Origin of the sequence: Legionella spiritensis, assembly GCF_900186965.1 — a bacterium.
GTDB classification, from domain to species: domain Bacteria; phylum Pseudomonadota; class Gammaproteobacteria; order Legionellales; family Legionellaceae; genus Legionella_C; species Legionella_C spiritensis.
In genome coordinates, this window is the sequence record NZ_LT906457.1 from 274,813 (window position 1) to 300,654 (window position 25,842).

The window sequence follows — 25,842 nt, forward strand, 5'->3', positions numbered from 1 at the left end:
AAGTTATCGCCCCTAATCAAGGAAAGAATCATGAATAATAATGTTGTTGAAGTACATCATCCTCTCATCCGGCATAAATTGACCATTATGCGAAAGAAAGAAACCAGTTCAAGTAAATTCAGGGCGTTAATGCATGAAATCAGTATTTTGCTGGCGTACGAAGTGACAAGGGATTTGGAAATTGAATACGAAGATATTGAAACGCCCGTAGCGCCTATGCGTTCGCCGGTACTCAAAGGCAAGAAACCGGTTTTTGTCTCCATATTACGAGCGGGCAATGGTTTGCTGGATGGTATGCTGGAGCTTATGCCTTCGGCACGTGTAGGACATATAGGGTTATACCGGGATGAAAAAACGCTGATGGTGGTGGAGTATTATTGTAAATTGCCGGAGCACATTCAACAGCGCGATATTATTGTGGTCGATCCGATGCTGGCTACCGGCCATACGGCTATTGCCGCCGTTAACCGTATTAAAGAGGTTGAGCCGAAGTCTATCAAGTTTCTTTGTCTGCTGGCGGCTCCGGAGGGGATCCGGGCATTCCAGGACGTGCATCCCGATGTCACCATTTATACCGCGAACGTTGATGAAAAACTCAATGACAAGTCTTATATTCTGCCCGGCCTGGGAGACGCCGGTGATCGGATTTATGGAACAAAGCTGGATAATTAATCAACTATTACTGTTTCCATGTCGTTTGGCATGGTTTTAATTCTTAAAAAACGTCTACGTCCCGCGAACAAGTCGCGGCACGTAGACAATTTCAGAACCATTTGTATATCACCACCGGAGCAAGATCAGGTTGGCTAAAACATACGCCAAATAGAGTGCCTGCTTTTGGTTCGTTTGAAAATACGATATTGCTTGCATAGTGGATAAAGGATAGCAAGGCCTAACATCCAGAATCCGGCCATTGTTAATGCAGTGTTTGCGCGAGTGGTTATCAACAGAGATATACCGTAATAAACAAACCAGTGCAGGATAAAGAAGAATAAAGCACTTTGGCCAAAAGTTTTTAATGGAGAAACGTACAAAACTAACTGGGGCCAACGTCTTAGACTTTGTTGCCATAGACAAAGTCCTATGAGATTGATGGCAAACGACCATAAAAAATAGTCGATGCTGGGTGGAAATTTGCTCATGCTAAAATAACTCGCCCAATGGACGGTTTCACCGGCTGTCGGTGACTTGTAATCACCAAAAGCGCACCAGCCGATTAAATTCAGAGTACGCAATGCAAACCAGGTTATGAATAAAAGTAATGCCAACTGACCAAAACGCTTAAAAACCTTCTCGCCGGATGCCTGCCAGAGTTTTCCCAAAAAAAGACCAAAAGCCACCGCTGGAAACCAGGGTATTGGTGTAAAATTAATGTCCATGGGAAACGGTTGATGAGATGCTCCACCGGTGATCAGCAGAATTCGCCAGAGAGAGGAAGAGGTTGGATTTTGAGTCCACCACCATTGCAGCAGGAGAGGAATGGCAAAGGTGAGAGCTAGTGGTAGAAAATACCCCCAGGTTTGCTGGTTGTGTCTGTGGATCCATTGCAAGCAAAGCCCGGCAGCTATCATACACAAACCAAGACTCAACAGTACCCCTGCATAGAAATAAATTTCGCCCATGGCAAACCATTCGAACAGGTGTAGTAGCGTTAATTGCAGCAATATCAACAATATCCCACGAAGTGTCAGGTAATGCACGATGGCTGTTGATGACCAGCCTTCTTTCAGGCGAGCTTGAAAAAGGATAAAAACACCCAGCCCCATCATCATAAAAAAACCACCGGCGGCCACCGTTGACACGAACATTTGTTGCCACAAATCCAGCCAATATTGCCCTTTCCAGACAGGAGAGCCGGTGGATTGAATATTGGAATAATTGTTGATCCCTGTATATTCGCGACAATGTGAGAAAGCCATCAAAATCATAATGAATCCACGTTGCAAATCCAGAGCCTCCAGGCGGGTCGTGTTAGTTGCATCATAAATCCCTGTCAAATGGGTTAAGGTTTGCTGTGAGTAATTCATGTCTTTGATCGGATCCCTTTCATATTAATAATTACATTTGATTGAACTAAACGAGATTTACCATGAATATTCGGATAGGAACCTCCCATGATACAAGTTATTTTCGTTTTTCAATATTGATAAATTCCTGCCGCGCCTTCGCCATCAGGGTGGTGTAGCGTAGCCAATGGGTACGGCTTGCTTCGGGTGAAGGAACCAGGAGTTCTGAAAAGTTGAGTGCGAATATCAGCCTCCGGATCTCCCAGATGAGTTTATGAAAGGACTGGACGCGCTGTTTGATCGGCTCACTGGCTTTCAAGTCGAGCATTAAATTTTCCGAGCTTGTCTCGATGAGTGAAAATTTATGAATGAAATTATTGCGCAGGCGCTCAATAAATAACACGGAGTTTACCTCATTATCCCGTGCCTGTTTAATTTCCCTGCCGGTATTTTTAAGCAGATCATAAATCATAATTTGATGATATAAATACAGTTTTTGTGAATATTGGTAGGTGCCAAATAAAAAATAATCACTGGTCATGACTATGATTATGCCAATTAATGTGCAAATGCCGCGATTGATAACCATTTCAAACGGGCCTTCCGGAGTATTGTCCTGCATGGTTTGGGCAAGTAACAGAAACACGGTGACGGTGATAAAAAATACGCTGATATCGTATCTCGCGGGATTCAGTGACGAGACCACCATACCGATAAGGGCAATGGCAAAGACAATGGGAATCAGGCGATAATTTAACTGCATGATATACAGTAACGGCAATAATACAATCAACGCGCTTAAGGTTCCCAGGATGCGGTGGATGGAGCGTTTCAGAATTAATCCCGGTTCAATGCCGGCGCTTACCACAAGGACGGTTAATAATATCCATTGCCGGTGGGGAACGGTGGAAAATAAGAAAATGACAAGGGCCGTCAGATAGATAATCAGCAAATGGATAAACCGGGCGTATTCCAGTTTTTTCTTTAATGTCCGGGCGTGTTGCATAATTGATTCCAGCGACGGATTGCCTTATGTAAACAGCGGATCACGTATTTTTGCAAAGGGGTTTCTGATACGACAACTATTTCTGTAACAGGGCAGGGTGTTAAGTGACGCATGCTGTCGCGCAGTTGGGCAAAACTTTGTTGCACGGCACGCCATAAATCATCGTTTTTTGTTTCATAATAAATATTATCAAACGCAAACTGGATATTGCGGATATACACGGCAATTCTAAAGGTGTTCATCAAGTCTTGTTTGGGAACCAGTTGCCGTACGGCGCGGACAGTACTTAAATGATGGATTTCCTCTGAAAGATAGCGCCTGTCCTGTCGTTGAATGGCCGCTTCGATATCCGCCTCCATGCACGCAATGTATTTTTGCATGGCCCGACGCCATATGATGAGCGATTGATTGGGATACAGATGTAAACAAACAAACATCGTCATCATGGACAGCATGGCGGAGGTGCACATGCTATAGAGAACCTGTAAATTGGCCGGCGGCTGGTAACTTAACACCACCGTCGCTGTCGCCAGGATAATCATGGTAATGTTTTTTAATTCGCCAAAAAAAGCGGCAACAAAAAAATACAATCCACTCAGGAATAATGCGGCATAAAAAAAGAACAGGATGCGAAAGGGATACATTAAATAAAACGTGGCAATGCCTGTAAGCGTCGCGGCAAAGATAAACCCTGTCAGAAGATCTTTTTTTCGCCGGCTTGCCACGGTAGGTACTTCATAAAACGACACCACCAGCATGGGGGCGGCAAACGTCATAAAATTATCCGGTTTAAAGAACCAATAGACGTACGTCAGAACGGTGGCTGTAAACAGGGCTTTACCCAGCACTATCCGCTGAATGGCGTAAGGGTCTATCCTATCCAGCCAGTTAACCGGTTCTGATGTAGACATATGCACTGCTCCCAACGGACAAAGGGTATTTGGGATCGGGATCGGTGATCCTGATGATCACGGGTAATCGCTGCGGCAGTAAAATCCACTGATTTTCATTAGTCACATTCTGCAACTGCGAACGAAGATCAACCTGTTGCCGATTAGCTGCCCAGTAATTGGAATCCACAACACCGTGAAACATTTTCCGCCCCAGATACATTCTTGGAAAAATCAAAGCCCTGGAGCCATTTTGCACATCCCGCAAATCCGTTTCGTTAAAATTGGCCTGAATATACAATTCATCGGTATTGACCAGAGAAAATAACGGTTGATTCCTGTTAATGGGCGTACCTTTGGTAAAAAATAAATTTTGTACCACGCCATTTTGATGGGCGATGACTTCCGTAAGCTGTAAATCCACTTCGGCGATGCGTAATTGGGCGATAAGTGAATCGATATCTTTTTTTTGCGCTTCCATTCGATATTGATCAATCTCCAGTTGTTTTAACGCGGCCTGCCAGGTATCTTTCGCCGCTTTGGTTTCCTGCTCGGAGTTTTGTAACTGTATAAGGGAGATAGATCGATTGGCGTATCCCTTGTGATATTTTTTATCATCCTGATCCAGCTTGATGAAAATTTTATGTTTGTTTTCACTGATTTTCTGATCGCGCTCGAAGGTGGTTTGTAATACCAGAAAATTGGCGCGTGCCGAGGCCAGCTCCGCTTGCAAACGTGCCACGTTGTATTCATAGGGTGGCTTGAACACGGTAAACAGCTTTTGCCCCTCATGGACATAGTCTCCGTTTTTCACATAAAGATGGGTGATATAGCCGTTTACCTGCGCGGCAACGGGACGTACATTGTTGACTACAAAGGCATTGTCGGTAAAAGGAAACAGATAGGAAAAAAGATAAATCAGGGCAGTCAGTACTCCGATGAAAATAATGAAATTAGGGAGCGTGACCAATCTCCTCAGAGGGGTAACATGCTTTTTTGTGCGTTGATACCATGTTGCAATAAAAGTCATTTCAGATCCATTAGTGATTGTCCCTTGTTTTCATCCTTGTGCGGCGTATCCCCCGCCTAAATCCTGATACAGCATGATTAGCGACATCGCCAGTTGTAACTTGGCCTGATTGCGGGTCAGCGCCAATTCGTCCAGATAAATCTTACTATCTAACAATTCCTTATAGGAAATCAAACCGGTATGGTATAACCCCTTTTGTAATTGATATTCGTGGCGGTAGGATTTTTCGGCATCCAGGGTTGCCTGGTATTGTTCATTGGCTCGTTTATTGGCGGAAAAATCATTGTCTACGTCGCGTAAAACGCGCCGTACGGTTTTGACATATTCCGCCGCACTCGCGCGATAAACGCCTTTTTTGGCTTGTATCAGGCCAAGCGTGCCGGGCACCAGGGTGCTCTGCAGATAGGCGTCGGTTGCCTGTTCAAACGTGCTGTTTGGCAAATGCGCCTCGCCAATGAAATCGTCAAGTTGCAAGGCAGGAAAAAAATTGCTGTAGGCTACGGCAATGCCGGCATGATCGCGCTTGACCGCAAAATACGCCATTTTGACGTCCGGTCGATTATTTAAAACCGTTGCCGGCAGGCTGCCCGGTTTAAAACGGCTAAATTCGATTTCCGGGAATGAATGGGCTGTTTTTATCTGTCCGGGATTTAAGTTTACCAGGAAACGCAACGCGTTTTGACTGACGACAATATTATGTTCTACGGGTTTGCGTTGCGCCTCAACGAGTTTTTCCGTGACCAGTAGCTTGTCCAAATCAATGTCGTTGCTTAAACCAATCGTAATATTTTTACGGCTAAGGGTAATTAATTTCCGCACATCCCCTGTTAACTGATTTAATAAACGAAGTTGTTCCCTTTCAGCCAGCAAGGTGAAATACGCCGAGGCAATTTGTCCAATCAGCACCAGGCGTACACCATCCACCTGGGCAGCCTGATAAGCAAGATTATATTGTAATTTTTTTTGTCTGGTGAACAATTCCATTATGTTAAGGGCATAGTACGGCCAGACACCATAAAAACCACCGGGAACGCCAAGAGCCGGATTGGTTGAATAGCCGCCGTAGACATTGAGCAAGGGGATCCAGTTTAGTTTCACCTGTTTGAGTTCGCCGCGAGCCTGCTCCAGATTGGCCAGGGCGATATGGATATCAGGGTTATGCCGAAGTCCGCATGCGATCAGTCGATTTAATTCGCTGTTTCGGAATGGTTGCCACCAGGCATATTCAGGCTCGTTACGGTGAAGCTGGTATTGCTTGTCCATCGAGGGAAAGCGTTTGGGCGCGGTAATCCGCGGCACGCTTTTTTCACTCCCGAGGCCGCAGCTTGTCAGGCATAATAATGCTAATAGTAATAGGGCCAGCCGCTTGTGCATTTTTATTGAAGGTTGTCGTTGACTCCTATAACTCTGCCATAAAAGACTATTTAACACCATGACTCCCCAGGTTCTGTTGTTATTATGAACTATGCTTATTCAAGGAAACAAACATTCTGTTTGATAAACGTACAAGGTTTGTATCTTTCAATAAAAGAAAAAATTATGATGAATAGTTTTAAGATCAGCATACGTCTCAGCATTATCACCTTGTTTGTGCTTTTGTTAAGCCTGGTGGGATTTACTATCATTGGAATTAATTACTTTGCGTTCAATAAGGTGTTAAGCAGCAGTGCCAGGGAGTTAATTACCCAAACGTCCATGTTGGTCAAGGAACGGTTTCAGGTTTACCTGAACCCTTTAAACAAGGATTTAATTAAAATAAAAAACGCCATTAACACGGGTATTGTCAGCCCTGACAATACGGAGCAATTTAAAAAATTCCTTTTTGATTCAATAAGATACAACCCGGAGATCTTCATGGTTTACTATGGGACAGCAAAGGGTGATTTTATAGGGGTAGATCGGGAGGAAAAAGGAAACATCGGGTTAACGCAGGTGGTCAATTCATCATCGCCTCCGGTCAATGTTCGCTACACCATGGATAAACAGGGAAAAATTATTCAAAAAAAATTACTTACCCGCCATTATGATCCCAGAGTCCGCCCCTGGTACCGGGAGGCTGCCGAGAGTGGAAAGCCCATATGGACAAACGTGTACACCTTTTACGTCTTTGATAAAAGTGATTTTCTCGTGCCGGGTGTTACTGCCGCGGCGCCGATTTACAATAACCATAACGATCTTAATGGTGTGATTGCGCTTGATCTGACCGTGGATGGGTTACAGCATTTTATCAGGGAATTGGAATTGACTAAAAATACAATGATATATGTCGTCAATAACGAGGCAAATGTCATTGCTTTTCGTAGTCCTCATCAACACGAAGACATCCGTGGCAAGACATTAACCCCCGAGTGGATAAAAAAGCTGAATATTCCGCTTGAAAAGCTGGATATCAAGAGTTTGTATCCTCTAATCAAATCGTATACTCACAAGGATCAAAAATATTTTCTGGCCTATCAGCCTTTATTAAATATGAAAGGTAAATATCCCTGGCACATTATTATCATCGTTCCCGAGAATGATGTGATAGAACCGTTAAGAAATTTAAGCAAGCGCTATATCTTTTTAACCGTTATGGTTTTGTTGTTGGGTACATTGCTGGTTCGTATCGTGTCACAAAGAATCTCGCACCCGATTATGCAACTCACGAAGGAAGCAGAAGAACTGACAATGCTTGATCTGAAGCCAAGACCCTTGCTCAAAACCATGATCAAGGAAATCAGTTTTATGGATAAAGCATTATCGACATTACGCTCCAGTTTAACGTCTTTTCAGCGTTATGTGCCCAACGCTCTGGTAAGAAAATTAATGCGCAGCGGAAAAATCGCGCAGGTAGGCGGGCAAAATCAGACGATTACCATTTTATTTTCCGACATTAAAAATTTTACCGCCATTTCAGAATCAACCTCGCCTCAAAAACTCATGACCTATTTATCCGATTATTTTCAAGCCATGACGGAAGCGGTGATACAGTATGAAGGTACGCTTGATAAGTACATTGGTGATGCGGTGATGGCAATATGGAATGCGCCCGAAAAAGATACAAATCACGCTTTGCATGCTTGTGAAACAGCAATAATCATGCTGGATAAGCTAAAAAAATTAAATCAAAAAAACAGGCGGCAGGGATTTCCGGAGTTTACTATCAGAATCGGTATTCACACGGGAGAAGCGGTTGTCGGTAACGTAGGCTCTGAGGATCGATTGAGTTATACGGCCTTGGGGGATTCGGTCAATCTGGCGAGCCGTCTGGAGGCGATTAATAAAAATTATCACGCGCAAATCATCGTCAGTCACGCCACATTCAATCAGGTATCCGGACAATTTCCTTTTCGTTTTCTGGATGAGGTTGCCGTGCGAGGCAAGCAGGAAAGTATCGCTATTTATGAATTGATTACCGCTAAAAATCTTGTAAATCTTGAGCAACACAAGAACGAGTTTGAAAAAGCCTTTATGCTGTATCAAAAGGGGCTTTGGGAAAAAAGTATCCGGATGTTCACCACGCTTACTCCCGCCTATCCGGGCGATAAACTAGCTGCGGTATATATTGAACGCTGCCAGGTGCTAGCCCGAAAATCACCGGTTGACTGGGATGGTATTTGGCGCGAAGGCAAGAATATCAATGCAAAGTTGGGCGATTAATAGGGCTGCCAAAAAAGGCGTGTTTACACCCAATTATCCACGTGACATGCCAACCAGCCTCTGGCGGAAGATGGTTATTTGATTACAGGTGCTGGCGGGGAATTTTCTTCACAATCAGCATCTACTTCCCTGTCTAGTGCAGCCCCTTTTTTTTGAGGAGATGTATTGCCAAATATCAGTCCCAGGGAGGCGCTTTCGCGAAATAAGAGCGGTATTATGCCGGGAAATTGCCAGGCTGCCATATAGCGATTTGACAGAGGATAAGCCCCTGTAAAAAAAGGTTTCAAAAAGGCATTTATTATTGTTGAGGCAAAGACCGAAGTACCAAAACCAAGCAGCGTCGGGATGGTTGTATTGGATTCACCTAACGCTTGATAACTATAGTTTCTGACAAAAAAACCTGGAGGCAGACAGGAATTGGCAACCAGGTTTCTGAAAAAAAACGAGGCATGTACGACAGGATATTTGATATTGGTATTTACATAGGAAAGTGTTTGTGAAAAATTAAGGCCGGTTTGACGCGCATTGCTTATCAGAAAAACAGGTATAATGCTATTTTTAAACAGGGTTGTTAAAAACATTCCTTTATAGTCCGAACCAAAATAATGTATCCCTTGAAGAGTCGCAAAATTGCCGGTCAGACAATAGGCACTTCTACTTAGAGGGCCGGAAAAAAGGCCTTTTGGACCAATAGTTTTTAAAGTAGCAAGGTAAGGCACAGGAACGGCTTTGGGATGTTCAAGAACATAAAAAATCCGACGCAAAGCCATTCCTTCTGCGGGAACGGTGGTAATGGCCAAAACAGTATTTTTTAACAAGTTAGTCCGAAATTTTCGGTAAGGTGATTGTTCCTCAAGCGATTTTTCTTTGCGGGTTGTTTTATTTTCTACAAAAAATTTACTTCTCATAATGACTTAATTCATGTGTCTTGATTGACATGTCATCCTGTTATTGAAAGGCGGATAATATATTATTGTTATTTTTTATTCCAGGTTCCATGCACGGAGCCTAGTGCAATAAGGTTCAAATATTGACCTATATTAAATAGAGAGGGCATATACGCCTGATATCCGCGGGGTAAATTATTTTACGGTTGTGGGCAAGCAGGTTTGTTTGCCGTAATGACGGGTGACAGAAGAAGGAACGGATTCCCGCGAAGTGAATGATGGGTGTTGGAGGTTAACTATGGGGTGGGAACCTGAAAAATATATTCAGGGAAATTATTTTCAAATTGAGACCAGTAACGCCTTTCGCAAGGATTTTAAAATAAAGCCGTTTGGCAATATTCTTGACGCAGGCTGCGGAGATGGGCAATACAGCGCCCTGCTGGCAGAAGAGGTGACGCATGGTCGTATTCTAGGTATTGACAATTCCGAAGAGATGATTAGTCATGCCAGAACACGTTGGGCGCGAGACAATTTATCCTTTGAGGTTGATAATATCGAAACGTTCCAGCCTGCCATGGACTATGATTTTGTTCTTTCTTTCTGGTGTCTTCATTGGACGGATCTCTCCAGAACGTTCCCTAATATTTTCCATGCGTTAAAAAATGGCGGAAGGTTTTATGCTATTTTTTCCTCGTTTTCGGATAACAGCGTTTTTCAAACGTGTTCGGAGTTGGCGAAACAGAATCGTTATCCGGCACTCACAAAGCGTTACAAGGCTATCAATAATGAAAACAATGCCTATTTTTATTATGTACTGAATAATCTTAATCAAATTCCTTTTAAAAAAGCCAAAGTGGAATTAAAAACCACCGCGGTGTATTTTCCGGATCTGAATTACTTTAAATCTCTGGTGCTCACCTTGCCATTTATAAAAGCCATGCCGGAAGAAACCGTACCTGATCTTGTTGACGATTTGCTACATATTTTTCAAACGATTTGCGATCGTAAATACGATGGCAAGTTGTATTACGAAACCCAGCCCATTGTTTTAGAGGCTATGAAGTAATGATAAAAACCAGAGAAAAAATGATTGTGGATACGATTGTTGTCCCGGGTATGAACATACCAGTGATCACGGCCTCTTTTCAGCATGCAACAAACGATGAAACGCCCTTGCTGGATGTGATAGCCGATCATCACGATGACATTATTGGATCCCTTCATCAATATGGCGCGGTTTTATTTCGGGGTTTTGCCTGTCGCGACGCGGACTATTTCTCGCAAGCGATAGAATTATGCGGGCTGGGCAAAAGAGGCAGCACGAAAGATTACGATTTGGCAAGAACGTTGCTGCCCAACAATATTTATACCTCAAGCGATCTGCCTCCCGACATTCCCTTGCCGCTGCATCATGAAAAACCACGATCGGAAAATCCGCCAAATCATATTTATTTTTGCTGTGTTACCCCGGCTGAAAAAGGAGGTGGCACAATCTTTGCGAACGCACAAGCCGTTTGGCAGGATATGCCCAAACCGGTGCAAGAGAAAATCATGTCGCATGGTGTTCTCTACCGGCAATTTTTTCACGGGCAATCAATGAAGCGGTACGTGCTTAAAAAATTGTTGAATGACAAAAGCGTGCGAAGCTGGCCGGAGTATTTTGGCAGCGATGACAAAATAACAATAGAAGAGCGCTTAACCGGGGAAAAAGTCCGTTGGGATTGGGTCAACCATGGTAAGGATCTGGTGGTATTAAATCATTTACCCGGCGCCCGCAAGCATCCCGTTACCGAGCAAATGGTATGGTTTAATTCATCGGACTATCTGAATTTTTACGCCAATGCGCTTTATGGTGATATAAACGCGCTGCGTTCCTGGAAATACCTGGCCACCCGGTATTTAATAACAAATGACATGCTGCCTATGGTATGCCACTATGGCAACGGACAACCTTTTACTGCGGATGAAATTACGACAATTCAGCAGGTTATCCGGCAGCATACGAGCGTTTTATTCTGGGAAAAAGGGGATTTTATGATCGTGGATAACTTTACTTTTATACATGGCAAGCAACCCCACGAAGGACGAAGATTGTTGTATTCCTGCATGACGCATGCCTAGGCTCCGTGAACCAATTTTTTCCGCTCGAAAACAAGACAACTATAGTTGCGCAACAACTAATAATTTCTTGTAGCCCGTCATGAAGGCGAAGCCGTAATGCGGGATAACGTTCATAAGTGGCACATCAAACCCGCAATACGGCCGCAGGCCTCCTTACGGGCTACGGCCTTTTCGCAAAAAAATGGCGCCAATTAGCCGTATTTGCAGCTGTGAAAATTTTTGTTCACGGAGCCTAGTGCCTCGCCAAGATTGAATTTACTTCTGGATCGGTTTTCGAGCCAGTATTAACGTGCAGTCGTATAGCGGTTGTTTTTTTACCGTATTCGGTATCTCAATAACAAAACCGGTTTCTTCGAGCATCGCCCGATATTCCGCCGCAGGTTTTACCATTCTCACCGGAAAATCATCATAAAAAAGATAACGGTATTCCGCGACAAGGCAACTGTCGTCATTTTCTTCCTTGTAAAATTCACAAATGGCAACCTGACCATTTTCGGGTAAAGCCTGATAGGCCATTCGCAACAATTTTCTGTCCACAGACTCGTCCCAGTCAAACAGAACCCTTGTAAACATAATGAGATCAAAACCTGCCGGAAAGGTATCCTCTTTAATAAAATCGGCTCCAACGACGCTAACTTTATGACTTAACTCCCTGGCTGCAATATTTTTTCTTGCTAGTTCCGAAGCTTTGGGCAGATTATAGACCGTGGCTTTTAAATGGGGGTAGGCTGTCACAAACGCGCAGGCCATCGTGCCATCGCCGCCTCCGACATCCAGAACGTTTGCCACGTCGTTAAAATGGATGTATTCCAGCAGGCAGTGCGTTGGCTGAACGGCTGTTTTCGCCATCCAGTCTTCCAGCCACGCGATTTCCTCATCCGTTTTGGGAGGCCAGGAAAATCTTTTTTTAACCTGGCCGAATTGCAATGCGGATTTCAAGTTTTCATCCGCCGCCGTCATCCAGTTCGCAAAAAAGAACTGCATCCATTTCCAGCCTTCCTTGTTGCGCATAAGACGGATAAATTCGTCCGGTAACTGATAGGCCGGTTGATAATTTGCAGTGGTCACTTTAATTAAAAATTGCTCGGCGCTGAGAAGGTGCAGCCATTTTTTAGCTGGTATGGGCATCAGATCCAGTTGTTCTATGATATCACTTTCCAGGACGTATTTTTTGTTTTCAAATAAAGCAAATACATTGAGCTTGAACATAGGTTCCACAAGTTTCAGACGTGCACCATCCGCAATGAGGGAAAAATAATTGTCATAGAATCTGGCGTTATATTTTATGTGCCGGGACGTGTCTGAATGATCGCGATCTTCTCCATAATATGGAGTATGTTGTTTCCCGGAGTGTTTCTGACTCATATCCTATGGCTTTGATGGAGCGTGATAAAAATGAGAATATAGAAAATAGCCGGTATGTGCAATCAACGACGTAGATCCGCAAGACAGTCATTTCCGGGCCAGTATCACGGAGCAATAGGTAAAAGCCTGCTTGCCTTCCGTGTTGGGGCGCACGATAGTGAAACCGATTTTTTCCAGCATGGCGCGATAGGTTGCCGCGGTTTTCATCACGTGCGGGGTGAAGTCATCATGAAAAATATAGCGATACTCCGCCGAGAGACAGCGGTCATTGTTTTCTTCCTTGTAAAATTCACAAATGGCAACCAGGCCATTTCTGGGCAAAGCCTGATAGGCCATTCGCAACAATTTTCTGTCCACAGACTCGTCCCAGTCAAACAGAACCCGTGTAAACACAATGAGATCAAAACCTGTCGGAAAGGCATCCTCTTTAATAAAATCAGCTTCCAGTACGCGGACTTTATGATGTAATTCCCTGGCTTCAATATTTCTTCTTGCCATTTCCGCAGGTTTGGGCAGGTTATAGACCGTGGCTTTTAAATGGGGGTAGGCTGTCACGAACGCGCAGGCCATCGTGCCGTCGCCGCCTCCGACATCCAGGACATGGTGCACTTTTTTGAAGTTGATGCTTTCTAGCAGAGCCTGAACGGGCTGCTCCGCCGTTTTTGTCATCCAGTCCTCCAGCCACCAGGCTTCGTCATCCGTTTGGGGAGGCCATGACACGCTTGTTTTAACCTGGCCGGATTGCAATACATCGGTCAGATCTTCATCCGAACCCACTTGCCAGGTAGAAAAAAAGAATTGTATTCCCCACCATCGGTCGCTGCGCATGAGTTTGATGAACTCATCAGGCAGCTGATAGGACGGCTGATAATCATTGCCGGTCACTTTGATTAGAAAACGCTCGGAGCAAAGCAGGTGCAGCCATTTTTTAGCGCGGACAGGCATTAACCCCAGTTTTTCTATGATCTCGCTTTCGGAAACGCGGGTTTTGTTTTCAAATAATGCAAAGAGATTCAGACTGAACATGGCTTCGACCAGTTTAAGCCGGACGCCTTTGGCGATGAGCGAGAAATAGTTTTTGTAAAACTCCGCGTTAGGGTTCTTTTTTTGAGGGGGGATTATCACTTTTGGAATGTTATCAGGTGCCTGATGTCCAAATTTTTTTAACCATGCTTTGAACCATGACATTATTGTAGGTTTCTGTTTGGAGTGGTAAGACTGAGGATATAAAAAAACGCTGTATATGACAATTTTTTATAAAAAAAACGGCTATTGATGATCACGAATAAGTTCCGATGCCTGAACTATAATATAATCAGGGCTTGTAGATATCCCAATTTGCAGCCGATAAAAAGATAAGTGCATACCCTTGGTTCACGGAGCCTAATGTTTTCTTGATAGATATCTATTGAAATGAGAAGATATTTTTTTCGATTAATCAGCCGATTCCCTCTGGTTATGGTTATTTTTTGCTGTTAGCACTCCTTTCTGCGGAGCTGATTTCAAGCGTGGCCAGGCAATATAAGGGCATGATGTATATGGTAAAAAAAAATCAGCCGGACAATGTAAAAGGCGTTCTGAAGGAACCCGTTGCAATCGTTGGCATGAATTGCCGATTTCCCGGAATTGTTACCGATGTCGACGATATTCATTCGTTTTATGAGATGCTGATTCAAGGGTTAACCCCAATTAAAGAAGTACCCGGGCAGCGCTGGAATAGCGATGAATATTATGATGCCGATAGAAGCAAGCCGGATAAAATCGTCACGAAACTGGGCGGCTTTTTAAAAAACGTACATTTATTCGATGCTGATTTTTTTAGAATACCGCCTGTGGAAGCCAAGCAAATGGATCCACAGCACCGGCTTTTTCTGGAGGTGGCTGTTCGAGCGCTAAATCATGCCAACATCACGCTTCGTTCGCTTAATGGATCAAACACCGGCGTATACTGCGGTATTTCCTCGCAAGATTACAGTCACCTCAATTATAAGGATAATATCCGCTTTAATGAATACACGCAGATAGGAGCGGCAAACAGTGCGGCGGCAGGACGATTAAGCCATTTTTTGAATTTAAAGGGGCCAAGTCTGGTGGTGGATACGGCTTGTTCCTCTTCCTTGTCGGCCCTATATCTGGCAGCGACGGCACTGGCGGCCCGGCAATGTGACATGGCCATAGTGGGTGGGGTTCATCTTAATCTTTGCCCGGAAAATTTTATCGGCTTAACCAAAGCCAACATGCTGTCCGCCCGGGGCCAATGCAGTAGTTTCGACCGTGCGGCCGACGGGTTTGTGCGCAGCGAAGGTTGTGGCGTTGTTATTGTCAAGCGGCTGAGCGAGGCCCTGAAAGACAGGAACACGATCCACGCACTCATCAGAAGCGTGGTCATGAATCAGGATGGGGATGGAACGACGCTGGTGGCGCCTAACCCTGACGCTCAAATTGCCATGCACCGGGCCGCGCTGGAACAAGCGAATCTTCGTTCCGGCGATATTGATTATATTGAAACCCATGGAACAGGCACCGTGGTTGGCGACAGTGTGGAATTTAATGCCATCCGCCGTGTGCACGAAGGCCATCACCGCAAAGAAAAACCATTGGTGCTGGGGGCGTTAAAAAGCAATCTGGGACATACCATTGCATCATCCGGCATTGCGTCGCTTGTTAAGGTGATAGGTGCGATGAGCCATGAGACCATTCCACCTAATTTGCATTATTCAACCCCTAACGATTCCATTGAGCCCGATAGTATTCCCGCTCTTTTTCCTGTGCAAGCAACGCCTTTCAGGAAACAAAAAAATAAAAGGCGATACGCGCAAGTCTCCAATTTCGGCTTTAGCGGTACTAACGTCAGTGCCATTGTCGAGGAGGCGCCTGATAGTGAAATCCAGGAATCCCTGACGGAAACGACCGAACCCCAATGTTTTGTTCTTTCCGCAAACAGTGACGCGTCATTAAAACAAATGATGGCCACCTACGTACGCTATTTGCAGGAATCCCGGGCGTGTTTGAGTGATATCTGCTACACCTTGATCAATGGCCGTGATCATTACAAATACCGTTGTGCCATCATAGCGCCTGACAAGGACACGTTAATTAAAAAAATTAACGCGCAGGAATATGATTTGCGCAAAGTGACTGTCAAAAAAGGCATCAAAACCGTACGCAATGATGCCCGGGAAATTTATGAACACTATATGTCCGGAGCCACCATAATTCTGGACGGGGATGAAACGCACGGCCGTCACGTTGATTTACCCCTGTACTGTTTTGATGAAAAACCCTATTGGCATGAACCGGGAACAACCAATACCCATTGGCTGGATGCGTTATATCACCAGTCCAAGGAACAGCGAGTGACGGCCATTAAAACCAGAATAGCCGATATGGTACAGACGCTTTTAAAAAAAGAGCGGGTGAATGAGTATCATGATTTTGAAATTCTGGGATTCACCGAACCACTGTTGGAGGCTCTGGACCAAAAGCTTCACGATCTGTTGTCACCGCGCGTTCACATACCCGATGTGCTTGCGTCGTTTCATTTCTCCATCGATAAACTGGCAAGACATTTATACCTGCGTATTTACCCTGCCGCAGTGGCCAGGCAACCGTCGATTAATGTTTTAAACACGGAACCCATAGCCATTATCGGGATGAGTTGTCGTTTCCCCCAAGCGTCTAATCTCAATGCGTTTCTATCCCTGTTGGAAAACGGCGAAAGCGGCATGGCCGATATACCCCTGGAGCGATGGGATAATGAGAAATACTATGATCCCGATGTGAATGCCCTTGGCCGATTATATATTAAACAATTGGGCTTGATTGGCGATATCAAAAAATTTGACGCGGAGTTTTTTAATGTCAGTCCAAGGGAAGCCAGGTTCATGTCGCCCCAGTTGCGCGTTTTTATGGAAACCTGCTATCACGCCATAGAACATGCCAATCTTTCTCTGGATGCTATCAAAGACAGCAAGACCGGCGTTTTTGTTGGGGTCGGTACGAATGAATATCCCAAAATATTGGCCAATCAGGGCGTCAGTCTGGAAGATTTAAATATCTATTTTGCCACGGGAAATGTTTTGAACGCGTTGGCGGGCCGGGTCGCTTATACCTTTGATTTGCACGGCCCCATTCAGGCCGTCGATACAGCCTGCTCTTCCTCGATGACGGCCATTCATAACGCGTGTCTGAGCCTGCAATCAGGTGATTGTAATATGGCGTTAGCCGGTGGTGTCAATATATTACTGACGCCTGACTCGAACATCACCTTGTCGAAAGCGCGAATGTTATCGCCTGAGAGCCGCTGCAAGACCTTTAGTGACGACGCGGATGGCTATGCCCGCAGTGAAGGTTGCGGCGTTGTCGTGTTAAAGCGTTTGAGTACTGCCATCAAGGACAATGACACGGTTCTGGCGGTTATCAAAGGCACGGCGGTCAACAGCGACGGAAAAAGCGGCGGGTTTACGGTGCCAAACGGTATTGCCCAGGAAGAAGTGATACGCGCGGCGCTGGCCAAAGCGAAATTGTCGCCGGCTGATATCGATTGTATTGAGGCCCATGGCACCGGTACGCCTTTGGCCGATCCGATAGAAGTCAACACGCTGACTCGAATTTTCAGTGACAGTCATAGTGTGGACAAGCCGCTTTACATCAGTTCGGTAAAAACCAATATTGGTCATAGTGAAAGCGCGGCGGGTGTCGCCAGCGTTATCAAAGCCGTGCTGAGTCTTAACGCACGCAAAGTGTTCAAGCACCTCAATTTCAAAAAGCTCAATCCCGAAATTGATTTGAAAAATGCCGTTATTCCATTACGGACTGTAGACTGGCTCAACGAGAGGGACACAAGATATGTGGGTGTCAGTTCGTTTGGTTTTAGCGGTGCCAATGCGCATGTGATATTGCAACAGGCGCCTGAACGGGAAACGGAGCACCGCTCGATACCCGGGCCTTTTTTGCTGGTGTTATCGGCAAAAAGCGAGCGTTCCCTTGATTTATTATTGTCGAGCTATCAAAACTATTTATCCGATACGAAAGACGATTTTAGCGATATCTGTTACACGGCGGCGACCTGCCGCAACCATTTCTTGTTTCGAGTCGCCATCAAAGCCGATACCGCAAGGCAAGCCGCAGCCATCATCGCCGCAAAGCAATATGCTGTTGCCCGGATTAAAAAAGAGAAAGAAGCCGCCTCCTTGCCCCACACGGTGGATCAGTTCCAGACGGCTTATCAGGAAGGCTTTGCCATAAACTGGTCTGATTATTATCAATCGTTTGGCCACGCGTTTCATAAAGTCAACTTACCTTTGTACGAGTTTGATAGAGATATCTACTGGGTGGAAAAAGCCCGGTTAAAAGATGATTTGATACCCAGAGACTGGGGTTTCCGGCTGCAATGGCAGGAACGGCCTTGTGATAAAAATAATAGTCACCCGCAGGAAAATAACTGGTTATTGATAGGTGATCGGCAATTAGCGTCCGGTTTTAGAAAGCAAGGGTTGCAAATCGTCCTGGAAGAAGAGGGTTGCGGCCTCGATACATTGCAAGGGATTATTTTTGCAGTGGGGCTGGATTCTCCGCCAATTGATGATATTGATGCCAATATTGATTTCCAGAAAAATGCCCTCAAAAAGCTGCTAAATCTGGTGAAACAGCTACATCAACAGGGTGTGGCGTTACGCTTAATGGTGTTGACGACCAATGCCATTGCCGAACTCGCTGTCGGTGAACTGAATATCAGCCATAGCCCTTTCATTGGATTTTGCAAAACGCTGGCTTTGGAATTGCCGCAATGTCACACCATACTCGTTGATGGGGATGATAATCACGATGAACGTTATTTTGCGCAGGTCGTTGATGAGATTCACTGCAATCATGGTGCTTTTTATGAACAAATGGTTGCTTATCGTTCCGGCCGGCGCATGACGCCTCGTTTGCTGAAAATCGCCCTGACAGATAAAAAACGATCACTGTACGGGCAGGGACGTTACCTTGTTACCGGCGGTGGCGGTGGATTGGGGCTGGTGACTGCCCAGGCGCTGCTTTCAGCCGGCGCCAGGGAACTGGTTCTTGTCTCAAGACATATTGACAAGCCGGCGATCAAAACGGCCATCGGAAAAATTCAGCAGGATTTTCCCGGCCGCGTTATCCGAACAATAAGTGTGGATGTTACTGATAAAAAGGCGCTGCGCGCCTTGTTTTCGGATATTAATTCCGATGGGTTGCTAAAGGGTATTATTCATACCGCAGGAGCGGCCGTTAAGGCGCCGCTGGTTGAGCATCAGGAGAAAGACGTCGATTACCTGTTTGAGGCCAAGCTACGGGGAGCCTGGTATTTGCACGAGTTAAGCCAATCCTGCCATCTCGATTTTTTTGTCGTTTACTCGTCCATTGCCGCGGTATTTGGCAGCAATAAGGAGTCTGTTTACAGCGCAGCCAACAGCTTCCTGGATGTTTTAATTGCCGAGCGGCTACGGCGGGGATTGCCCGGTACCGCTATTCAATGGGGTCCCTGGGGTGAGGTTGGCATGGCCAATGAGCGCGCCCGTAATCCGGCTCTCAAACAGGCTCTGGTGACTAATGAACAAGGCCATGCCTTGATTAAGGTATTAATTAATGGCCAGTTTGATCATGTCGCGATTATCTCTCCGGATTATCTTACGTTTATGCTCGATTTTGTTCCAAAACCGCAGTCTCTGTTTTATAAGGCTCTGGCTGACGATCTCGCAATAAAGGAGGTCGTTTTATCTGTCAATAACGATTTATCACCATGGCTAAACGGTTTTCTGAAAGTAGATCCGGATAAAAGATTGCAGGCTTGCAAGGATATGATAGGGGCTGTCTGCAAGGAGATTCTCGAGCTGCCGGACACGGAGGAACTGGAGGAAGACGAAGGATTTTTTGAAATAGGCTTCGATTCCCTCATGATAGCCGAAATGGCCAGCGAGCTTAAGAAAAAACTGGAACCGACGGTGAAAGTGATGGTTAACATCGGCTTTGACTATCCGTCCATTAACAAACTGGCTAACTATCTGGCCTCGGAGCTTGATAAAAAGCTGGTGACACAACAACAGCCGCACGTTGCGGTGGAACAGAAAGACGAGGCCATTGCTATCATCGGTATGAGTTGTTCCTTTCCGGAGGCTCATGATGTCGCTGCGTTTGAAACGATGCTTGAACAGGGCTTGAATGGTATTAAAGACATCCCTCTCGAGCGCTGGGACAACAGCAAGTATTATGATCCCGACATGGATGCGCCGGGAAAATCCTATGTCAATAAACTGGGATTGATAGACAACATCAAGTGCTTCGACGCCGGCTTTTTTGGTATCAGCCCGCGCGAAGCGAAATTGATGGAGCCGCAGCAGCGACTTTTTCTGGAATGTTCATACAAGGCTCTGGAAAACGCCAATTATCCCCCATCCTCTCTGCGTGGCAGCTTGACCGGTGTGTTTGCGGGAGTCGGCCCCAATGAATATTATGCCAAACTGGAAAAATCCGGTTTTTCCAGTGAGGAGTTAAGCGCGTTTTCCATTACCGGCAATGTCTTGAATCTGATCCCGGGACGAGTGGCTTATACCTTTGATTTGAAAGGGCCGTCGTTAAGTATTGATACGGCTTGTTCTTCCTCTCTGGTGGCTATTCATTACGCATGCCGGAGTTTAAATAATCATGAAATCGATTACGCCCTGGCCGGGGGCGTCAATGTATTGCTCATGCCCGAATCCAATGTCACGCTGTGTAAGGCCAAAGCGTTGTCACCTGATGGCCAGTGTAAAACCTTTGATAAAAACGCAAACGGCTATGTCCGGGCGGAAGGTTGTGGCGTGATAGTGTTAAAAAGGTTAGCCGATGCGAAACGCGACAAGGATCATATCCTGGCGGTTATCAAAGCCTCGGCGGTCAATAACGATGGCAAGTCTGCCGGTTTGACGGTGCCTAACGGTAAAAGCCAGGAAGCGGTCATGCGATCAGCGCTTCTGCAAAGCGGGTTATCCGCTCATGACATCAGTTATATCGAGGCGCACGGCACAGGAACGCCGCTTGGCGATCCCATTGAGGTGCACGCCATTAACAACGTCTATGGTTGTGAACGCGGTCAGGATAATCCCTTGTATCTGGGGGCGGTAAAAACCAACATCGGCCATCTTGAAAGCGCTTCCGGAATTGCGAGTCTTGTTAAAACCGTCCTTGGGTTACAGCAAAAGAAGATTTACAAAAACCTGCATTTTCATCAATTGAACCCCAATATAAAACCTGGCGATACACAGTTCGCATTACAAACCATAACCTGGGAGAGAGGAGGGGCACTCCGTTGTGCCGGTGTCAACGCCTTTGGTTTTAGCGGCACGAACGCGCACGTTATCCTTCAGGAATTTCCGGATGAGACGGTTGTCAAAACAAGGGCGCCGGTTCACCCGTATGTCCTTGTTCTTTCCGCCAAATCGCGGGCTTCTCTGGATGATTTATCCCGACGCTATCAACAGTATCTGGAAACCACCGGGGATGATTTTGGTGAGATCTGTTTTACCGCGGCACTTTGCCGAGAGCATTACCCCTATCGCCTGGCTGTTGCCGCGAAAACGGCTGCCGAAGCCAGCCGCCTGATGGGCAAAGGGGCGTTTGCCTTGTCCTCGCATGGCAATGATCAGCCGCTTGATTTGCCGGAACACGGTGAACTCCCGGATTTGACGGCAAGGTATTTACAAGGCGAACAAGTGGACTGGTCGTCGTATTATAAAAGCCTTGGCCATGCGTTTGAAAAAGTAGTCCTGCCCAATTACCCTTTTCACAGGGTTGAGTTCTGGCCGGATAAAAAAAGCGACAGCACAACGCCTGCCGACATCGTACATCCTCTGCTGGGGCAGATGTTTTCCCTGCCGGGCAATGAGTACCTGTTTAACCAGAAGCTGGATTTACAACATTTAAGTTATGTCAAACACCATCGTGTGTTTGACAAAATCGTTTTTCCGGCGACAGCCTATATTGAAGCCGGTTTGGCGGCCGCTAAAGCTATTTTCAAGCGTCACGTTTTCTGTCTTGAAAAATTTAATATTGCACAGCCATTATATCCCAGACAGGATCAGGATTTTCAGTTACAGGTAAAAGTCCGGGATGAGGAGCGATACCAGATCCGCATTTTTGCCGGACAGGATGGTCAGTGGCAGGCGTATGCCGATATGGAAATACATAAGACCGTCTCCCTGGCACCGGAATCAGTTGATTTGGATGCGTTGAAATCTTCATTTGAGCAGAAAGTGGATTTATCACAAATTTATGAGCATTTTGACCAGCGATCCCTGCTGTACGGTAACGAGTTCCAGGTTCTTAAGGAAGGATATGTGCAGACAGACCGTATCCTCACGAAAGTGTCCTTGACCAAGGCAAGCCACAAAACCGGTTATTTTTATCATCCCGTTCTGCTTGACGGAGCCATGCAAAGTATTTTGCTGCTGGGAATAAACGGTGTTGAGAATACGACGTATGTCCCCTATGCGTTTACCCGCCTGACGGTTTTTCAGGAAGCGCCGGGAATGGTTTGGGCCTACGTCATCAAACGTAATACCGGGTATGAGAATGAACTTTGTTGCGACATAAAATTGTATGACAGTTCAGGGTTTTTAATCGGCTGGCTTGAAGGGTTGATCTTAAGAAAGGTGACGCCGAATCATTTTATTTCGTACGAATTTCTCCTGCAGCATCTCTATCAGATCACCTGGAGTCCGCTTAAAACCAATATCACCGCCCAACCCCGATTGCCCGGGTTTTTGGTGGTATCCTCCGATGAGGCCAGGGCGAAAAAAATACTGGGCAATCTCGATTATCAGTTTGTGGCAAGTCCTCGGAACATGGAGGCGCTAGCCAATGAACATATACTGTTTCTGTATGAACAGGGGCAGTTCCAGGATCTTTTTCAATGCTGTCAGGCTTTGTTTAAATCGCGTCCCGCAAGTTTTACCCTGGTGACTGAAAACGCTTACGCCATTCATCCTGATAACGAGGTGAATCCTTACCATACCATGGCCGGCGCTTTCTGGAGGAGTTTTAGAAACGAACTTGATCTCGGGCATAATTATGCCATTGATTTGGGGGAAGGCGGTACCCTGCCGGATCCCCTGAACTATCTCTTTAATGGCCCTGGTGAGGAAACGCAGTTGGCCGTCAGAGACGCCCTGTATCTGCCCCGATTGCGAAAAAAGCAACCACTTGGCCGAACCATGCCGCAAGCGCCGCTTTTTGACGCCCGGGCCAGTTATCTTATCGTGGGTGGAACAGGCGGATTGGCAAGGCCGTTGATGGAATATCTGATCCGTCGAGGCGTGACAGAGATTATTCTTGTCAGCAGAGCAGACTGTGCACCGGATCTCAGGGCGTTCATGGATCGTGCCGGACAACAGAAGGTGCGCGTCAGCCACTATAAGGCGGATGCCGGCAATTATCAGCAGATGGAAGAGGTTATTGCCACGATTCATCGCGATTTCAAACCATTGAAAGGCGTGTTTCATCTGGCGGGTGTCATTCAGGATGGTTTGATCGTCAATTTAAGTGACGACGATGTGCAGCGTGTCTTGAGTGCGAAAATGGACAGCGCCCTGATTCTGCATCAATTAACCAAACCAATTCCCCTGGATATGTTTGTCTTGTTTTCATCCTCCGCGTCCGTGCTAGGCGCCAGGGGACAGTCCAATTATGTCGCGGCCAATGGTTTTTTAGATGGACTGGCGCACTGGCGTCGCCGGCGGGGATTACCCGCACTCGCTATTAATTGGGGGCCATTTTGCGCCACCGGCATGACGGAAAGCCTGACCGGCGCGCTGCAACAGCATGGGTTTATCCCGTTAGATCCAGACGCGATTGATGTTCTTGACGTGTTGCTGACCGGTTCATGGGCGCAAATTGCTCCGTGTCCCGTTCACTGGGATATTTATTACAAGCACGTGCCAAGACAAAGGTGGTTGTCTGATCTGGTCAAAAACAGGGAGCCGTCCAGCCAGCATTTTTTAAATGCTCTCTGCGAATTGCCGAACGAAGGGCGTATTCGTGTACTGAACCAGACTTTATGCGCCATTACCGCAGATGTGTTAATTCTGGATAGTATCGAAGACATCCATGTCAACGATGATCTGTTTGCCATGGGTATGGATTCGCTTATGGCTATAGAAATCAGAAATCGCATACATGACAAGCTGCAATGCCCGAACTTAAGCTTATCCATAGAGTATTTTATCCATGATCCCACCATTGACAGGATTGCGAGAAATATTGCCGGGGAATTACAGCAAGTCCTGCAGCCGGCAACAAAAGCGTCTCTTCCGGAAAAATCCCGAGAAGAGGATGTCGCGTTATGCGATTTTCAATACATTTTCTGGGTATTCAACAAACTGGATTACGGGTTCAATATTGGTATGCAATTGCGCTTGCATGGCAAATTGAATCAGGATTACCTGTTTCAGGCGTTCGATGTCGTTGTGCGGCAGCACAGTGCCTTCTGGATAAAATTCAATCCCGAAATACCCGTACAGACATTGCAAAGGCAGGGACAATTTAAAGTCATTTACGAAGACTTGTCTTTAAGCAATGAAGCAGACATTCTGAACATGGAATTTTACAACAACATCATGCGTATTATTCCTTTGTCGCAACAGCCTTTGATACGCGTCTATCTTTATAAAATTAATAATGACTTGCACGAATTGCATCTGGTGATCCCTCATATCATTGTGGATGATGCCTCCTGTGATATGGTATTTAATCAGTTTAAGGAAAGTTACAAGGCATTGACCCACGGTAAAAAACTGTTGCCGGTCCCTGAAAAAAATGTCTATTTTGATTATGTGAAAAATAATAATCGCCATTATGAAAAAAACCTGTCCGATAAAATGGATTTTTGGCAGGCTTATAATAAAGGTTACAGCCTGCTTCATTTTGGAACAGCAAATCATTTGCCGGACGCGGCCAATCAGTCGCAGCATTTGTATCATTACCCTGTTGAGTCGCAATTGATTGAAGCATTTATGGCATGGCATAAAGCTGAAAATATTAATATCAGCACCGGGATAGTCGCAGTATGTCAAATGGTCTTTTACAAGCTAAGCCGGCAAAATAAAATTCCTGTTATTCTCATCCATAGCGGGCGGGAAGGCAGTCAATACAAATCGGTGGTCGGGTTATTTTCAGAATACAAAAGGATCAATATTACCCTTAATAAGCATGACCGGTTTATAGATTTGGTCACGTCTATCGAGGAACAGCTGTTAAAAACGGCGCCCTATCAAAAATGCTCTCATTTTATTAAAGACAGCGGCTTGAAGGGGGCGGGATTATCCTTTGGCCAGTCGCTGGTATTTGCGTTCAACAAACTTTTTTTAACCGGAAAATTTAAAGAGAGTAAATTGCATAAAACCATTATTGACTATTACCTGCGGTATTTGAGCCGTTCCATGTCCAATAAAAAATATATTGCAATCAAGTATCGTCTCAATAAATTATTTCACTTAAATATCCCCTTACAGAAGCCGAACGGTTTACGGATTCTCATTAGTAATACGCCAAGCTTTTTTAGTAAAGAGAGTCACAACAGGCGTTTTGCAGATATTGATTATACTTTTTCCAGTCATTTCGGCTGTATGAATCGTCCTATCGGTAATCGAACCTTATGGATTTATTTTTCAAAAAATCAGTACGGCGACTATCAATTGTCCATCAACGGGCCATTAACGGTCGAGTGCAAGGAGCAGATAGCAAACAGCTTTAACCGGATTGTTGAACAATTTCTGGAGCGCAACGATGGTAAAATCACCGATTTGATCCGATTATCCTGACGAGGAAAATCTGGCGCCACTCTTTAGGCTCTGCGCACAGAATTTTCTTCGCACCATTTATAGTAGCCCGTAAGGAGGCC

Annotated in this window: 13 protein-coding genes; 5 read left to right on the top strand and 8 right to left on the bottom strand. The window is 45.5% G+C overall.

The genetic code is table 11. From position 1 onward, the window contains the following. Positions 1 to 30 precede the first annotated feature (30 nt). A complete protein-coding gene (gene upp / locus CKW05_RS01360) occupies positions 31 to 672 on the top strand; it encodes a uracil phosphoribosyltransferase (RefSeq protein WP_058483269.1) in 642 nt (213 codons plus the stop codon). Between the two features lie 134 nt (positions 673 to 806). Here the strand turns inward: upp and CKW05_RS01365 are convergent, their stop codons facing one another. The 5 genes from CKW05_RS01365 to CKW05_RS01385 form a co-directional block, all read right to left on the bottom strand. Beyond that, complete coding sequence (locus CKW05_RS01365; RefSeq protein ID WP_058483268.1) at positions 807 to 2,027, bottom strand: heparan-alpha-glucosaminide N-acetyltransferase domain-containing protein; 1,221 nt, start codon at positions 2,025 to 2,027, stop codon at positions 807 to 809. Between the two features lie 97 nt (positions 2,028 to 2,124). Beyond that, positions 2,125 to 3,012, bottom strand: a complete 888-nt coding sequence (locus CKW05_RS01370) for an FUSC family protein (RefSeq protein WP_058483267.1) — start codon at positions 3,010 to 3,012, stop codon at positions 2,125 to 2,127. Further along, the gene (locus tag CKW05_RS01375) at positions 2,991 to 3,923 is read right to left on the bottom strand and encodes a hypothetical protein (RefSeq protein ID WP_065238391.1); all 933 of its coding nucleotides are present in this window, start codon (positions 3,921 to 3,923) and stop codon (positions 2,991 to 2,993) included. The genes CKW05_RS01370 and CKW05_RS01375 overlap by 22 nt, the downstream gene beginning before the upstream one ends. Then, positions 3,901 to 4,932 carry an HlyD family secretion protein gene (locus CKW05_RS01380; protein ID WP_058483265.1) on the bottom strand — a complete coding sequence of 344 codons (1,032 nt, stop codon included), beginning with the start codon at positions 4,930 to 4,932 and terminating at the stop codon, positions 3,901 to 3,903. The genes CKW05_RS01375 and CKW05_RS01380 overlap by 23 nt, the downstream gene beginning before the upstream one ends. A gap of 30 nt (positions 4,933 to 4,962) precedes the next feature. Continuing rightward, positions 4,963 to 6,306, bottom strand: a complete 1,344-nt coding sequence (locus CKW05_RS01385) for a TolC family protein (protein WP_058483264.1) — start codon at positions 6,304 to 6,306, stop codon at positions 4,963 to 4,965. Positions 6,307 to 6,471: 165 nt separating this feature from the next. Between CKW05_RS01385 and CKW05_RS01390 the strand changes: the two genes are divergently transcribed. Continuing rightward, a complete protein-coding gene (locus CKW05_RS01390) occupies positions 6,472 to 8,571 on the top strand; it encodes an adenylate/guanylate cyclase domain-containing protein (protein WP_058483312.1) in 2,100 nt (699 codons plus the stop codon). A 74-nt stretch (positions 8,572 to 8,645) separates the two neighbouring features. Here the strand turns inward: CKW05_RS01390 and CKW05_RS01395 are convergent, their stop codons facing one another. Further along, a complete protein-coding gene (locus CKW05_RS01395) occupies positions 8,646 to 9,479 on the bottom strand; it encodes a hypothetical protein (protein ID WP_058483263.1) in 834 nt (277 codons plus the stop codon). A 277-nt stretch (positions 9,480 to 9,756) separates the two neighbouring features. Here CKW05_RS01395 and CKW05_RS01400 point away from each other — a divergent pair, with 277 nt between their 5' ends. Next, positions 9,757 to 10,524 (top strand): methyltransferase domain-containing protein, encoded by a 768-nt coding sequence (locus tag CKW05_RS01400; protein WP_058483262.1) that lies wholly within the window; start codon positions 9,757 to 9,759, stop codon positions 10,522 to 10,524. After that, positions 10,524 to 11,579 carry a TauD/TfdA family dioxygenase gene (locus CKW05_RS01405; RefSeq protein WP_231950654.1) on the top strand — a complete coding sequence of 352 codons (1,056 nt, stop codon included), beginning with the start codon at positions 10,524 to 10,526 and terminating at the stop codon, positions 11,577 to 11,579. Before CKW05_RS01400 ends, CKW05_RS01405 begins: the two co-directional genes overlap by 1 nt. 255 nt (positions 11,580 to 11,834) lie before the next feature. Here the strand turns inward: CKW05_RS01405 and CKW05_RS01410 are convergent, their stop codons facing one another. Both CKW05_RS01410 and CKW05_RS01415 read right to left on the bottom strand, forming a co-directional pair. Next, positions 11,835 to 12,944, bottom strand: a complete 1,110-nt coding sequence (locus CKW05_RS01410) for a methyltransferase (RefSeq protein ID WP_058483261.1) — start codon at positions 12,942 to 12,944, stop codon at positions 11,835 to 11,837. 87 nt (positions 12,945 to 13,031) lie between these two features. Further along, positions 13,032 to 14,132 carry a methyltransferase gene (locus CKW05_RS01415; protein WP_058483260.1) on the bottom strand — a complete coding sequence of 367 codons (1,101 nt, stop codon included), beginning with the start codon at positions 14,130 to 14,132 and terminating at the stop codon, positions 13,032 to 13,034. Positions 14,133 to 14,482: 350 nt separating this feature from the next. Here CKW05_RS01415 and CKW05_RS01420 point away from each other — a divergent pair, with 350 nt between their 5' ends. Continuing rightward, the gene (locus CKW05_RS01420) at positions 14,483 to 25,762 is read left to right on the top strand and encodes an SDR family NAD(P)-dependent oxidoreductase (protein WP_058483310.1); all 11,280 of its coding nucleotides are present in this window, start codon (positions 14,483 to 14,485) and stop codon (positions 25,760 to 25,762) included. Positions 25,763 to 25,842: the final 80 nt, after the last annotated feature.